General features: G+C 50.3%; 14 protein-coding genes. 11 read left to right on the forward strand and 3 right to left on the reverse strand.

All coding sequences use genetic code 11. The annotated features are described in order from the left end of the window. The first annotated feature begins 9 nt into the window (after nucleotides 1-9). The 4 genes from BMW55_RS13585 (at nucleotide 10) to BMW55_RS13610 (ending at nucleotide 4,703) form a co-directional block, all read left to right on the forward strand. Entirely contained in the window at nucleotides 10-1,005 is a 996-nt protein-coding gene (locus tag BMW55_RS13585; protein WP_089970505.1) for an ABC transporter ATP-binding protein, read from the forward strand. 13 nt (nucleotides 1,006-1,018) lie between these two features. After that, the gene (locus BMW55_RS13590) at nucleotides 1,019-1,423 is read left to right on the forward strand and encodes a DUF302 domain-containing protein (protein WP_089970271.1); all 405 of its coding nucleotides are present in this window, start codon (nucleotides 1,019-1,021) and stop codon (nucleotides 1,421-1,423) included. A gap of 1,337 nt (nucleotides 1,424-2,760) precedes the next feature. After that, nucleotides 2,761-3,846, forward strand: a complete 1,086-nt coding sequence (locus BMW55_RS13605; protein ID WP_089970280.1) for a permease — start codon at nucleotides 2,761-2,763, stop codon at nucleotides 3,844-3,846. A 17-nt stretch (nucleotides 3,847-3,863) separates the two neighbouring features. Beyond that, the gene (locus BMW55_RS13610; RefSeq protein ID WP_089970283.1) at nucleotides 3,864-4,703 is read left to right on the forward strand and encodes a TIGR03943 family putative permease subunit; all 840 of its coding nucleotides are present in this window, start codon (nucleotides 3,864-3,866) and stop codon (nucleotides 4,701-4,703) included. Between the two features lie 193 nt (nucleotides 4,704-4,896). On the opposite strand, the gene gnd is transcribed toward BMW55_RS13610, so the two are convergent. Beyond that, complete coding sequence (gene gnd, locus BMW55_RS13615; RefSeq protein ID WP_089970286.1) at nucleotides 4,897-5,793, reverse strand: phosphogluconate dehydrogenase (NAD(+)-dependent, decarboxylating); 897 nt, start codon at nucleotides 5,791-5,793, stop codon at nucleotides 4,897-4,899. A 260-nt stretch (nucleotides 5,794-6,053) separates the two neighbouring features. Here gnd and BMW55_RS13620 point away from each other — a divergent pair, with 260 nt between their 5' ends. After that, on the forward strand, nucleotides 6,054-6,389 hold the full coding sequence (locus tag BMW55_RS13620; protein WP_089970290.1) for a phage holin family protein: 336 nt from the start codon (nucleotides 6,054-6,056) through the stop codon (nucleotides 6,387-6,389). 44 nt (nucleotides 6,390-6,433) lie between these two features. Here the strand turns inward: BMW55_RS13620 and BMW55_RS13625 are convergent, their stop codons facing one another. Next, on the reverse strand, nucleotides 6,434-7,054 hold the full coding sequence (locus tag BMW55_RS13625) for a class D sortase (protein ID WP_089970293.1): 621 nt from the start codon (nucleotides 7,052-7,054) through the stop codon (nucleotides 6,434-6,436). A 284-nt stretch (nucleotides 7,055-7,338) separates the two neighbouring features. Between BMW55_RS13625 and BMW55_RS13630 the strand changes: the two genes are divergently transcribed. The 3 genes from BMW55_RS13630 (at nucleotide 7,339) to hprK (ending at nucleotide 10,586) form a co-directional block, all read left to right on the forward strand. Further along, complete coding sequence (locus BMW55_RS13630) at nucleotides 7,339-8,310, forward strand: PucR family transcriptional regulator (protein ID WP_089970296.1); 972 nt, start codon at nucleotides 7,339-7,341, stop codon at nucleotides 8,308-8,310. Nucleotides 8,311-8,460: 150 nt separating this feature from the next. Further along, nucleotides 8,461-9,573, forward strand: a complete 1,113-nt coding sequence (locus BMW55_RS13635) for an ABC transporter ATP-binding protein (protein WP_089970298.1) — start codon at nucleotides 8,461-8,463, stop codon at nucleotides 9,571-9,573. Nucleotides 9,574-9,650: 77 nt separating this feature from the next. After that, nucleotides 9,651-10,586: an HPr(Ser) kinase/phosphatase gene (hprK, locus tag BMW55_RS13640; protein WP_089970301.1), complete on the forward strand. Its 936-nt coding sequence runs from the start codon at nucleotides 9,651-9,653 to the stop codon at nucleotides 10,584-10,586. A 40-nt stretch (nucleotides 10,587-10,626) separates the two neighbouring features. On the opposite strand, the gene BMW55_RS13645 is transcribed toward hprK, so the two are convergent. Further along, complete coding sequence (locus BMW55_RS13645; RefSeq protein ID WP_089970305.1) at nucleotides 10,627-10,842, reverse strand: hypothetical protein; 216 nt, start codon at nucleotides 10,840-10,842, stop codon at nucleotides 10,627-10,629. Between the two features lie 216 nt (nucleotides 10,843-11,058). On the opposite strand from BMW55_RS13645, the gene lgt reads away from it, so the two are divergent. From lgt to BMW55_RS13660, 3 genes are read left to right on the forward strand one after another with little or no spacing between them, the layout of a single operon-like run. Continuing rightward, a complete protein-coding gene (gene lgt, locus BMW55_RS13650) occupies nucleotides 11,059-11,991 on the forward strand; it encodes a prolipoprotein diacylglyceryl transferase (RefSeq protein ID WP_089970308.1) in 933 nt (310 codons plus the stop codon). Between the two features lie 11 nt (nucleotides 11,992-12,002). Further along, nucleotides 12,003-12,674, forward strand: a complete 672-nt coding sequence (ppaX, locus tag BMW55_RS13655; protein WP_089970311.1) for a pyrophosphatase PpaX — start codon at nucleotides 12,003-12,005, stop codon at nucleotides 12,672-12,674. After that, a complete protein-coding gene (locus tag BMW55_RS13660; protein ID WP_089970315.1) occupies nucleotides 12,671-13,159 on the forward strand; it encodes an acyltransferase in 489 nt (162 codons plus the stop codon). The genes ppaX and BMW55_RS13660 overlap by 4 nt, the downstream gene beginning before the upstream one ends. Nucleotides 13,160-13,163 lie beyond the last annotated feature (4 nt).

Raw genomic sequence — 13,163 nt, forward strand, 5'->3', positions numbered from 1 at the left:
GTATTGAATGTGATCGTCGTCAAAGAGCTGAGAAAAGAGTTTAAAATATACAAGACGAAAAAAAGCCGTTTTGGAGCGGTTCTTTCTTTGTTTTCCAGAGAATATGAACGCAAAGTGGCGGTGCGGGATCTTACTTTTCAGATTGGAGAAGGGGAGTGTGTCGGGTATCTCGGGCCCAACGGTGCGGGAAAATCGACGACCATTAAAATGCTGTCGGGAATTTTGCACCCGACGAGCGGAACGATCACGGTGATGGGGTACAGCCCGCAGGAAGAGCGCAAAAAACTGGCGAGGCAGTTTGGCATCGTGTTCGGGCAGCGGACCCAATTGTGGTGGGATCTCCCGCTCCGGGATTCCTATGACATCCTGCGCCAGATGTATAAAGTGGATCAACGGTCGTACCGGCAATTTCTGGACCGGTATGACCATTTGCTGGGGATTGGGGAGTTTCTGGAAACACCGGTGCGCAAATTATCGTTGGGGCAGCGCATGCGGGCTGACTTGGCGGCGGCCCTGATCCACGATCCCCGGATTCTCTTTCTGGATGAACCCACCATCGGACTCGATGTGGTCGCCAAAAAACGGATGAGGGAGATTTTGAAAGAACTGAATGAAAAGCAGAAGAAGACGATTTTGCTCACCACTCATGACATGGACGATATTGAATATTTATGTGATCGTGTGATGGTGATCAATCATGGTAAAATGATCATGGACGGGACGCTTGGGGAATTGCAAAAAATGATCGGGCTTCCCAGCATGATCCGTGTGAAGTTTAAGGATCGGCCCCGCGTGAAACCACTTGATTTAAGCGAAAAAGTGACGGTTCAGGGCGATGAGGCAACCATTTTGTACGACCGTCACAAAACATCCGTCCCTTCCCTCCTGGCCGCAGTCGGGGAATGGGGGGAATTGCTGGATATTCAAATGGCAGAACCGGAGATGGAGGAGATCATCCGGCGGATCTATCAGTCGGAGTCGGATGGTCTCTTAAAAACTGTTTGAAGGAGGGCTTCCCATGTTTTCTTATCTGGTCGAGACCGGCCACACAGTGGAAGGGGCTGTAAAAAGTCTGGAACGGAAACTGGCTGACATGAAGTTGCAACTCCTCTGGAAATACGATGTAACGACGAAGCTGTTTGAACAGGGAATTCGTCTGGACCAGGATTACTGGATTCTCGAAGTCTCACATCCGGATCTCACCAAAAAAATGCTGGTCCAAAATCAGTGGAGCGGTTTCTTTTTGCCGTGTAAAATGGTTGTTTTCAGCGACCGGGAAACCGGCAAAACCCAAGTGGGCATTCTCCGCCCCACATCTGCTTTCTCCCATTTGGAGGACCCGGTTCTGAGAGATTTGGCGAGCCGGTTGGAGGAACAGCTCATTTCCGTGTTAAACGAAATCGAGCAACAACAAGTCGTTTGAACATCATCGGAAAGATCCATGCTTTTGGTGGAGTCGCACAATATTTCTATTGGATTGCCAGCCTGAGGGGTTTCACCCCTCTTTTTTATTGGAAAGTTATTGACGCGATGGAGCGGAGATGGATAACAAATTTCGAATGGGGCTTTCATACCAAGGGTGTATCAAGCTGTCATGAATCCTTTTCTTTGCAATCGTGATAAGGGGGAGAGCCAGCGGAGATATCTTTTTGGCGACGAGTGACTCTGCCACCGCATCGGAACGGAGTTGCCAAAAAGATTTCGGAGCGGGATTAAAAACAGAGTGACTCATCTCTGGGTTGTGCGCCAAGCAGACGGGCATGTTTTCCGTGAAAGTATGCTGTTGAAGGGTGTTTCTGTGGTTGTGTTGGGCGGTCGGCCGTGTTGGTCTCCGTGCTCTTGAGGCCGGCAAGGAGGTAAAACTGGCCGCTCCGGCCCTCTCGCTACGGGCGCGGATCAAACTCGCTGTCGCTCAAACAGGTGATCCGCTTCCTCCCTCCGCTCGGGGCCTCCGCTGGGGACGGCCTCAAAGGCACTTCGTCCAATCACGGCCTCCCTGCACGATGTTGCGTTTGGTCTTTAGGTTGTATCAGCTGGTGAGATTGTTTACTGTACAAGAAACGACAAGGATGAGCGGGTCTTCCGGTGGAGGGACTCTGCCACCGCATCGGAACGGAGTCGCCAAAAAGATTTCGGAGCGGGATTAAAAACAGAGTGACTCATCTCTGGGTTGTCGCCAAGCAGACGGGCATGTTTTCCGTGAAAGTATGCTGTTGAAGGGTGTTTCTGTGGTTGTGTTGGGCGGTCGGCCGTGTTGGTCTCCGTGCTCTTGAGGCCGGCAAGGAGGTAAAACTGGCCGCTCCGGCCCTCTCGCTACGGGCGCGGATCAAACTCGCTGCCGCTCAAACAGGTGATCCGCTTCCTCCCTCCGTTCGGGGCCTCCGCTGGGGACGGCCTCAAAGGCACTTCGTCCAATCACGGCCTCCCTGCACGATGTTGCGTTTGGTCTTTAGGTTGTATCAGCTAGTGAGATTGTTTACTGTACAAGATCGACAAGGGAACGAAGTCGCAAAAAAGATTTCGGAGCGGCTCTTCAAACAGACCCACCCTCATCCAGGTTTGTGTTCAGTCGTCATGATCGTTTTCTGTGAAAGAATGCTGTTTATCGAGATGTGACATGGAGTCACGGCCGTTTGGTTTGACGGAGGAATGGGATGAAAGTAAAATAGAAATGTCCTTAAAAATAGGAATGAAACCGATTTGCCTACATATGTTAATCAAAAAGGAACAAGCTGTCCAAATTTTTTGCGGAGGAACAAGATGATCCGGTTCATACGAAATTTTTATGTGGAGATTACGGGAATCCTCGTATTGGGAGCTTTTTTGTATCTGCTTACTTCCGGCTACGGTTTGCTGTTTTCCTTAAGTGAGTTGATCCGGAGCGGGAGCGTGGACTTGGGGCCCAAATGGCAAAATATGTCAACTATCTTTCTCAGCATCTTTATCGAAGGGCTGCCGTTTATCTTATTCGGTGTATTTCTGTCCTGTCTGATTCATGTGTATGTGAAAGAGGAGACCATTTGGCGATGGACACCGAAAAACCCCCTTTTGTCGATTCCCATGGCCACATGTTTGGGGCTGTTGCTTCCTGTTTGCGAGTGCGGGATTGTCCCGGTCGCCCGCCGTCTGGTGCAAAAGGGACTTCCGCCATATGTCGCGTTTACCTTTTTGCTGGCTGTGCCCATTGTGAATCCGATTACCATCCTGTCCACCTACTTCGCGTTCGGCGACAGTTGGGACATGGTTTTTGCCCGCACGTTGACCGGAGCGGGAATTGCGGCGTTGATGGGCTTTTTATTCTATCTGTTCTTTCGCCGTGTCCCGGTGTTAAAAGAGGAGAAACAGACGGCCTGCACCCATGAACAGGGAAGCTGCGGTCATGAATCCCATGCAGAAGAAAGGCATGTTCACCATCCGGAGGATCGCTGTGACCATCATGCCCATGCCGAAGGGGGCAAGTGGATGCATGCTTTACACCATGCTGTCTTTGAGTTTATCAACATGGGAAAATATTTTGTGTTGGGGGCACTGATCGCCGCCGGATTTCAAACCTTTGTCGGTTTATCCGCCATCAAGAGCTTCTCCGAACAGGAAGGGCTCGCATTGCTCATGATGATGGGACTGGCATTTTGCTTATCGATCTGCTCGAACGCTGACGCATTTTTAGCCGCTTCCTTCCGTTCGGCGATGGGTACCGTGCCGCTGCTGGGCTTTTTGATTTACGGCCCGATGATGGATCTGAAAAACCTGCTGATGATGCTTGGCAGTTTCCGCCTGCCCGTCATCTTGTTTTTCTTCGGCGGAACCACGATTCTCACGCTGTTGTCCGTGTTTCTGTTGTTTTAGGGAAAGGAGAGACGGGAATGAGAGCACTGCTCAGAGTCGGAATCTGCTTCGGCATCGCCGTGATGTTGCTCAGCCTTTTGGTATCAGGGGAAATCACTCTGGTTGTGCATCCCCGCTTTAAGGGGCTGATCGCTGTCAGTATTTTGTTATTGATCGTGCTCGGTCTGGTCCAGCTTTGGAACCTGAAAAGAGGAGAGATCCACCGCATCGGTGCCTGGGGATATCTGGTCATTCTGTTGCCGCTGTTGTTCTTTATGGTGTCGCCGCCGAAAGCACTGGATGCGAGCATTGCCGCCAATAAGGGAGTCAGCTATATGAATGCCCAGGCGCTGGCGAAGCAGCAAAAGCTCTCCCCAAAACAATCAGCCGCCAGTCAAAAGGGGAGTAATCCCAACGATTCCCCCTCACCGGAGCAAGCGCAGCCTTCAGATGGAACAGAACCGGAGATCGTCGAGATCGATAACCCGTATAAAGAACTGGTTCCGAAGATCAAAGCAGAACCGGTGATCACGTTCACCGAAAAAAATTATGCCGATTACTTTAACACCATCAATATGTATCCTAAAGAGTTTGAAGGGAAAAAGATTCGTTTGAAGGGGTTTGTCTACCGGGATGAGACATTGAAAAAGAATGAGTTTGTCACCGGCCGTTTTACCGTCACCTGTTGTACGGCGGACGCCACGGTAATCGGAATGGTGACCACCGGTTCCCATGCCGGGCAAGTGAAATCAAACCAGTGGATTGAAGTGACGGGAACAATTCAAACGGTGATGTACGAAGGATACGAGATGCCGGTGATCAAACTGGACTCTTATAAGCCGGTTTCTCCGCCGAAAGATCCTTATATATATTTTTAACCAGACAGTTCCATCGTTCTCTGGTTCGGCGATTAACTGAGCTTTTTACTGCCGGTGTAGAGGAATCAGCTCCTATCTAACCTCACTCCCGATTCCGGCATCAAATGCGCGGTGTTAAGCCGGGAGATTCATATATTGAAACAAAGGTACAAAAAAGCAGTTCCCTTGCCCACGGGAACTGCTTTTGAGTGTTTTACTTTTTCACAACCGCATGGCCGCCAAACTCGTTGCGGAGCGCGGCTACCACCTTGCCGTGGAAGGTATCTTCTTCGAGAGAGCGGTAGCGCATAAAGAGTGACATGGCGATAACCGGGGCACAAGCTTTTAACTCCAGGGCCGTCTCCACGGTCCATTGCCCTTCCCCGGAAGCGTGCATCACCCCGGCGATTCCCTCCAGTTTGGGATCTTTGGAAAAAGCGTTCTGCGTGAGGTCCATCAGCCAGCCGCGAATGACGGACCCGTTGGCCCAAACGCGGGCCACCTCTTCATAATTGAAATTGAACGGGCTCTTTTCCAGCACTTCAAAACCTTCGCCGATCGCCTGCATCATTCCGTACTCGATGCCGTTGTGAACCATTTTGAGAAAATGTCCGCTGCCCACTTCACCCGCGTAAAGATAACCGTTTTCCACCGAGATGTCTTTAAAGACCGGTTCAATGATTTGGAACGCTTCCGGATTGCCGCCGATCATAAAGCAACCGCCGTGCCGGGCTCCGGAAATCCCTCCGGATGTCCCCACATCCATGAAATAGAGGCCCTTCGCTTCCAATTTGGCGGCACGGGCAAGCGTGTCTTTGTAGTTGGAGTTTCCGCCGTCGATGACGATGTCTCCTTCACGCAGATGGGGAATCAATTGTTCCAACACTTGGTCGACAATTTCTCCGGCGGGAACCATCATCCATACCACACGGGGAGCCGGCAGCTTGTTCACCAGATCTTCGATGGAATCAGCCGGAATCGCTCCCTGTTGCGCCAGTTTTTGAGCCGGTTCGGGAATCACGTCATAAGCGACGACTTCATGCTGGTGATCGAGCAAGTTGAGAACCAGGTTAAAACCCATTTTACCCAGTCCGATCATTCCCAGTTTCAATCAGGTTTCCTCCTTATCGGTCTCGTTGTACCCTTATGTACCCCAAAAGTCACTATAGAAGAGAGTAACATAATATGGACCAAACCATAAGAGCGAATCTCTTTTTCGCAAAAATCAATCGCTTCTGCGCTGTTCAATCATTAAAAGCTTGCGCAAATGAAAGGGAGAAGATGCAAAAGGAGGGGTCAAACCCATCGGGAAGAGAGGTGTAGAACTTATACAGAAAAAGGGTAAATATATAACAGAGGAGGGAACTCTGTATGAGCTGGTTGATCAGACTGGTGGTCAATACCTTGGCTGTGCTGTTGGCCGCACATTGGATTCCGGGGATTTTTGTATCCGGGTTTTCCGCCGCTTTCTTTGCCGCGTTGATCTTGGGGATCATCAATTTGGTGATTCGCCCGCTGCTTCTTTTACTCACATTGCCGATCAATATTCTCACCTTGGGCTTATTCACATTGGTCATCAATGCCCTGCTCTTCTGGTTGACGGGCTCACTCATTGACGGCTTTGACGTGAATGGTTTTATCCCCGCATTTCTGGGTGCTTTGTTGTTGACTGTTGTTTCCTGGATCATGAATGCGATCATGGATTAGAGCAAAAGGCAAAAGGGTGAGCCTTGGAAGCCCACCCTTTTGCTTTATGCGTTTTTCTTGATTTCGATCAGCTCTGCCCGGATGATGTAACGGTCCGGGGCGGATCCGAGATAATCAAATGGATAGCAGGTAGTCAGTGAGAGCACGGGGCGATTGATCGGGACGATCACGGTACGGTCCTCGGCATCGGTAATCCAGGTTTTGCGTATCTGATAAGTATAAATGTACCCGTTGTAATTGACATACAGCCGGTCCCCTTTCTTCAGTTCCCCGACTTTGCGGAAAACCGTGTCCCGGTGGCCGGAGAGGACAACATGCCCGGTATGGTCGGGTTTCACGGTGCCGTAACCCTGATAAAGGCCCACTCCTTTTTTCAAGGCCTCATCGTCCGTTCCTTGGACAATGGGCAAAATGGCTCCCAGGCGGGGAATGGCCAATTCACCGATTCGCTGGCCGGAGACGGGTTCGGGCCCCTTTTTTGTCCCGGGGACCGTCACTTTGGAAAGAGCGGGTTCCTCGGAGCGGTCTGTCCAATCATCCGAAATGGCCATGGCCAGTTTAGGATCGTCAATGGCAATATTGATTTGACCCCACCACTGGTACGCATTAAAACCAAGAACCACACCCCCTGAGGCGATGAGCAGCCAGGCCAGTATTCGGATCATGAGAAATCACTCCTTAAGATCTGGTTTGCATCGTATATTCGAACGTTCGGAAATACCATGTTTTATAATTTGCCCAGAGTGGCAGTTTTTCCTTTTTTTGCAGCAATCTTCATTAAGAGTGGTTAAATGGAGACGGCTTAACCGGTCTGCTTTGCGGGTTTGATCCATTCATTTATTCGAACGGCGCTTCCATTTTGTGTCCCAAGATTAGCCGGGAATTAGCGGGTCCATTTCTGGACGGATTGGTATAATCGTGCTAAGAGCAGTTGAGTGGAGGAGTGATCATGAAGCTGAACCAAGCAGAAGCAAAGATGATCAGCGAATTGGAAAAAGCCCTGAATACGAAAATCCTCTTTCATTCTCCTTCTTCTGCCGTCCAACAAGTGTTTGTCCTTCCTTTCACCAAACAGAGATTTACCTTTGCAACACCGCTGAATCCCAGAGAACAGGCACTTGTGCAACTCTTTCTGAACACCTGGCGAGAGGAAAAGACTACACTCGTCAGTTGGCTGAAAGCGGTGAGAGAAAACGAGGCAGCCGTTTTGCCTCCTGAGCTGTCCGGACTGGATTGGAACAAACGCGTTCCATTTTTGGTCATTTTTGAAACCGAGCTGGATGAAACGGCAGGGGAAGAAGCGGAAGCGCTGTTGGAGGGGTATTTTGACCGGCAACAGGCGTGGCTGGCAGCGATCAACCATCAGGAATGGTTGATTTTGGCCCCGCAGGCCGGTTTGTCCGGAGAAGATGATGAGTCATGGGAGACTCTCGATTCGCTCTTGCAAGCGGCTGAGGGCTTGGCGGAAGCGATTCAAAATGAGATCGGGAAAAAAGCCATGATTCTGGTTCACAGGCCGATCTCTTCCCCGGAAGAAATCCGCAGCATGTGGTTTCATTTATTGAACAGCTATCAGCTGGCCAAAACTTTTCATCCCGGCCGTACCGTTCATGCCGCTTGGAACCTGGGATTGGAGCAGTTATTGGAGAATTTGGACGAGGAGGCGGCGGAAAGATTTCTTTCCCGGTTTCCGTCTCCTGAGATGTTCCAGGATGAAGAAATGAGAAAAACAATGGAGATGTTTTTCCGGCTGAACTTGAACGTCAGCGAGACCGCCCGCCAGTTGTTTATCCACCGCAATACTCTCTTGTACCGGTTAGAACGGTTGAAGCAGGAAACCGGGCTGGATTTGCGCCAGTTTGAAGACGCCGTTCTGGCTAAAATCGCCTTGCTTCTGACCATGATTCTCGACGCGGATTGATTTGGCATCCCTGCTTTCACAGCCGAAGCATTCTGTACAATCTGCGCAAAAAAACGCTTTCAATTTTGTATGATTTGAACATGTTAAAGCGTTTAGACCCTTCGCTACAATAGACTTGAACACAACAGGAAACCGGGAGGTTGGGAAGCGATGGCTCAAGTAAGGCTGAACCATATCTACAAACGTTACAGCAACGGTTTTGAAGCTGTAAAAGACTTTCATTTAGATATTGAAGATAAAGAATTTTTGGTATTGGTCGGACCATCGGGTTGCGGGAAATCGACTACTCTGCGGATGATCGCCGGTCTTGAGGAGATCAGTGAAGGGGAACTGTACATCGGAGACCGCCTGGTCAATGATGTGGCTCCGAAAGATCGTGACATTGCCATGGTATTCCAAAGCTATGCTCTCTATCCCCACATGACGGTTTACCAAAACATGGCCTTTGGATTGAAATTGCGCAAGTTCAAAAAAGATGAGATCGAAAAGCGCGTGCGTGAAGCCGCTAAAATTCTTGATATCGAGCATCTCCTGGACCGCAAGCCGAAACAGCTGTCCGGGGGTCAACGCCAGCGGGTGGCACTGGGCCGTGCCATTGTGCGTGAACCGCAAGTATTCCTGATGGATGAGCCTCTTTCCAACTTGGATGCCAAATTGCGTGTACAAATGCGTACGGAAATCAGCAAATTGCATCAGCGCCTGGAAACCACCGTCATCTACGTCACCCACGACCAGACGGAAGCGATGACCATGGGAGATCGCATCGTGGTGATGAAAGACGGGGTAATCCAGCAAGTGGATACCCCAACGGACATTTATAACCACCCGGCCAATATGTTCGTAGCCGGTTTCATCGGCTCCCCGGCGATGAACTTTGTCGAAGGTTCCCTGATCGAAGAGGGCGGGGAAGTCTACTTCGTAAGCACCAATGTAAAAGTAAAAATTCCTGCCGGCCGTGCTCACGTGCTGCGCGAGAAAAATTACATCGGCAAAGAAGTGGTGTTCGGAATCCGTCCGGAAGCGATTCACGATGAATTGGCCTTTATTGAAGCTTCACCGGAAAGCTCTTTTGAGGCCAAAGTAGAAGTGGCCGAAAATATGGGTTCCGAAATGTATCTCTACCTGAGCGGATTTGGCGATAAATGGCTGACCGCAAGAGTAAGCGCACGAACGCTTTATACTCCCGGCAGCCAAGCGAAACTGGCTTTGGATATGAATAAAGCCCATATCTTTGACAAAGAAACCGAATTAACGGTATTCTAATGCCTATAAGAATATGTTGGCGACTGGTTTTTCCAGTCGCCCTCTTATTAGGGGAATTTTCTTAAGGAGAATCACGGATGGGGAAGAAAGTAACTGTAAAAGATATGCTTCAGAAGTTTGATCTCGAGGTGATTTGCGGCTGGGACCAATTGGACCGGGAAATTGTCGTGGCTGATCTCTACCGGCCGGGATTGGAACTGGCTGGCTTTTTTACGTTTCATCCGGTCGAGCGGTTGCAACTCCTGGGAAAAACAGAACTCTCCTTTATTCAGGGCTTAAGCCAGGAAGAAAGAGAGGAACGGCTGGAGAAGCTGTGTCATCCTGATATTCCTTGCTTTATAGTCACGCGAAATTTTGACGTCCCGCCGGAATTGGTGAACGCGGCCGAAGCGAAAGGGGTGCCGATTTTACGCACACCGCTCGCCACCACCAAATTTGGCAGCAAATTAACCAATTATTTGGAGAAGGTGCTGGCTCCTAGCACGACGATCCATGGGGTGCTCGTGGATGTGTACGGAATTGGTGTATTGATCATGGGTGCGAGCGGAATCGGAAAAAGCGAAACCGCACTGGAGCTGGTTAAGCGGGGTCACCGGCTGGTCGCTGACGATGCGGTTGAAATCTTTCAGACCGAAGAGGGGAGTCTGGTTGGTCAAGCTCCGGACCTGATCCGCTATCTGCTGGAGATACGCGGACTGGGCATTATCAATGTGATGACTTTATTTGGAGCGGGAGCGGTTCGGGACAAGAAAAGGATTTCGTTGGTGGTGCGCTTGGAAGCCTGGCAGGAGCAGAGGCAATATGACCGTCTGGGATTGGATGAAGAAAGGATTCGCATTATCGATACGGAGTTGACACAGTTGACCGTTCCGGTGCAGCCCGGCCGGAACCTGGCGGTGATCATCGAGGTGGCAGCGATGAATTTCCGCGTAAAACGAATGGGTTATAATGCCGCCCAACAGTTTGTGCAAAAGCTGGGGGAAACCATTGAAGAAGGTGACGATCTCGATTGAAACAAAACCTCTCCACATTTACGTTGATGGAGAGGTTTTGTCATTTATACCACCAGATTTCCCGTCCGGCAAGGCTTGTTTTCGGCTTTTTCCAATGCGGATAATAGATAAATTGGATCGGATCGTTGTGTAGACAGCCGGGAGTGCGGCAGAATCCCCTGTTTTGTCTGACGGTCACACAGTCTTGTTGCCCGCATTCCACACAATCATATGTGGGGGGGATGCTTTTGTTTGTGTAGGAATCTATGTTAATCAATATAAATCCCTCCGGGTTTTTGTCTATTATTTTAAATGATTGGGACTTTTCATGTCCATTTTTTCTTTCGCCTGAAATTTGCTTTGAACGGCAGGAGGAAGGTGGATGTCGGCTTATTTTGCTTCTTGAATGTTTTGCGTTACAATAGGTACGAATTGCACTTTGACCAAAGAACCCTTTTCAGTCAGGATTTATTTGAAGAAGGGAGCACGACTCATGCTAACACTCTCGGTGATTGATCCGGTTGCTTTTTCGCTCGGGCCTCTCCAAGTACACTGGTACGGGATCATCCTGGGGAGCGCTGCGCTGATCGGCTTATGGCTGGCGGTTCGGGAGGCGGATCGTTTGGGCTTCAACAGCGAATTGCTGCTCGATATGATGATTTGGGTGATTCCTGCTGCGATTGTGGGGGCGCGTCTCTATTACGTCGCGTTTGAATGGGAACATTATTCCCTCCATCCGGAGGATATCCTCGCGGTATGGAAAGGCGGGCTGGCGATTCACGGCGGGTTGATCGGGGCGTTCGCCGCCGGTTACTTCTTTGTCAGGAAACACCAGTTGCGCTTTCTCGTATTGGCCGATATTGTGGCTCCCAGCATCATTTTGGGTCAAGCCATTGGCCGGTGGGGCAACTTTATGAACCAGGAGGCGCATGGCGGACCGGTGAGCCGTTCCTTCCTTGAAGGCTTGCATCTGCCGGACTGGATCATTGACCAGATGAACATCCAGGGAACCTATTACCATCCGACTTTTTTGTACGAATCCCTGTGGAATCTGGTTGGATTTGCGCTGCTCCTGGTTCTCCGGTATCTGGTCCATCCGCGCCGCGGGGAGATCTTTTTCAGCTATCTCATCTGGTATTCGATGGGACGTTTCTATATTGAAGGCTTGCGTACCGATAGCCTGACCTTTGAGGGACCCGCTTGGCTGGCTCAGCTGCTGAACGCATTCTGGTCTCCGATGACCCTTCTCTTTGAACCCGGCTCGATGGAAGACGGAAATATCCGCATCGCCCAGCTGGTGAGTCTGCTTCTCGTCCTGTTTGCCGTCCTGATGATCATCTGGCGCCGTGCGACGGGCAGAGCCAAGGAGAAATACAATAACGTCGAATTGCGGGATCAGCAAAAAGTTCAAATGAGCGAAGCTTAGGAGTGAGATGGGTGAAATTTCCTTGTGTTTTATTTGATCTGGACGGAACATTGATCAATACCAATGAGCTCATTTTAGCTTCCTTCATGCATACCCTGAACACTCATTGCCCCGGGAAATACACCGAAGCGGATGTCCTGGCCTGTATGGGGGAACCTCTTGTCGACCAGATGAGGCGATTTGATCCCGACCGGGCAAATGAAATGGTGAAGACATACCATATCCACAATGAAACCCATCACGATCAATTTGTGAAAGAATTTCCCTATGTGAGGGAAGTGCTGCAACAAATGCACACGGCCGGGGTGAAAATGGGAGTCGTCTCCAACAAAAGGCGGAAAGTGGTGGAAATGGGTCTCCGGCGGTTCGGCTTGGACCGTTTCATGGAAACGGTGATCTGTATTGGAGATGCCGAAAAGGCAAAACCGGAACCAGACATGATCTTTCTGGCCATGGACCGGCTGGCAGTTTCCCCCGGTCAGACACTGATGGTCGGAGACAGCCGTTATGATCTGTTGGCTGCCCAAAAAGCCGGTGTGGCTTCTGCTGCGGTTGCCTGGAGCCTTCATGCGGAAGAGTTGAAGGAATATAACCCTGATTATTTTCTGAACGATATGCGGGACCTGCTGGAGGTGCAGGGAGTCTCGGCTGCGGTTCAAAGGCCGCAAGGGGAAGCGCCATGAGGAAGACAGAGCGCTTTCCCGTTTACGGGAGCAACTCGCTGTGGCAGCTTTACCGGACGGTTTCTTTCCGGAAGGTATTTAAAAATACGCTCGTCATTCTGTTGGCCCGGTATACCCCGTTGTTGCCGGTGAAGAATTGGCTGTACCGGACATTTTTGGGCATGGATGTGGGGGAGCAGACCGCCGTGGCATTTATGGTGATGATGGATATCCTGTATCCCGAGCGTATTCACATCGGCAAAAACACCATTATCGGATATAACACGACGATTCTTACACATGAATACTTGATCAACGAATACCGCTTGGGCGATGTTCATATCGGGGATCATGTGATGATCGGTGCGAATACCACCATTCTCCCCGGTGTCACAATTGGCGACCATGCGGTGATCGGGGCAGGATCCGTCGTTACCAAAGATGTTCCGCCGTATACATTTGCGGCCGGAAATCCCATCCGGCTTATTCGGACCCTTGAAACATGACCGC

It is taken from the genome of Lihuaxuella thermophila, from assembly GCF_900110165.1.
Classification (GTDB): Bacteria; Bacillota; Bacilli; order Thermoactinomycetales; family Thermoactinomycetaceae; genus Lihuaxuella; species Lihuaxuella thermophila.

Coding starts and splice junctions, on each gene's coding strand:
- BMW55_RS13620 (WP_089970290.1), top strand. CDS start 6,054: ATGAGCTGGTTGATCAGACTGGTGGTCAATACCTTGGCTGTGCTGTTG.
- BMW55_RS13605 (WP_089970280.1), top strand. CDS start 2,761: ATGATCCGGTTCATACGAAATTTTTATGTGGAGATTACGGGAATCCTC.
- BMW55_RS13630 (WP_089970296.1), top strand. CDS start 7,339: ATGAAGCTGAACCAAGCAGAAGCAAAGATGATCAGCGAATTGGAAAAA.
- BMW55_RS13610 (WP_089970283.1), top strand. CDS start 3,864: ATGAGAGCACTGCTCAGAGTCGGAATCTGCTTCGGCATCGCCGTGATG.
- BMW55_RS13660 (WP_089970315.1), top strand. CDS start 12,671: ATGAGGAAGACAGAGCGCTTTCCCGTTTACGGGAGCAACTCGCTGTGG.
- BMW55_RS13635 (WP_089970298.1), top strand. CDS start 8,461: ATGGCTCAAGTAAGGCTGAACCATATCTACAAACGTTACAGCAACGGT.
- hprK (WP_089970301.1), top strand. CDS start 9,651: ATGGGGAAGAAAGTAACTGTAAAAGATATGCTTCAGAAGTTTGATCTC.
- lgt (WP_089970308.1), top strand. CDS start 11,059: ATGCTAACACTCTCGGTGATTGATCCGGTTGCTTTTTCGCTCGGGCCT.
- BMW55_RS13625 (WP_089970293.1), bottom strand. CDS start 7,054: ATGATCCGAATACTGGCCTGGCTGCTCATCGCCTCAGGGGGTGTGGTT.
- BMW55_RS13590 (WP_089970271.1), top strand. CDS start 1,019: ATGTTTTCTTATCTGGTCGAGACCGGCCACACAGTGGAAGGGGCTGTA.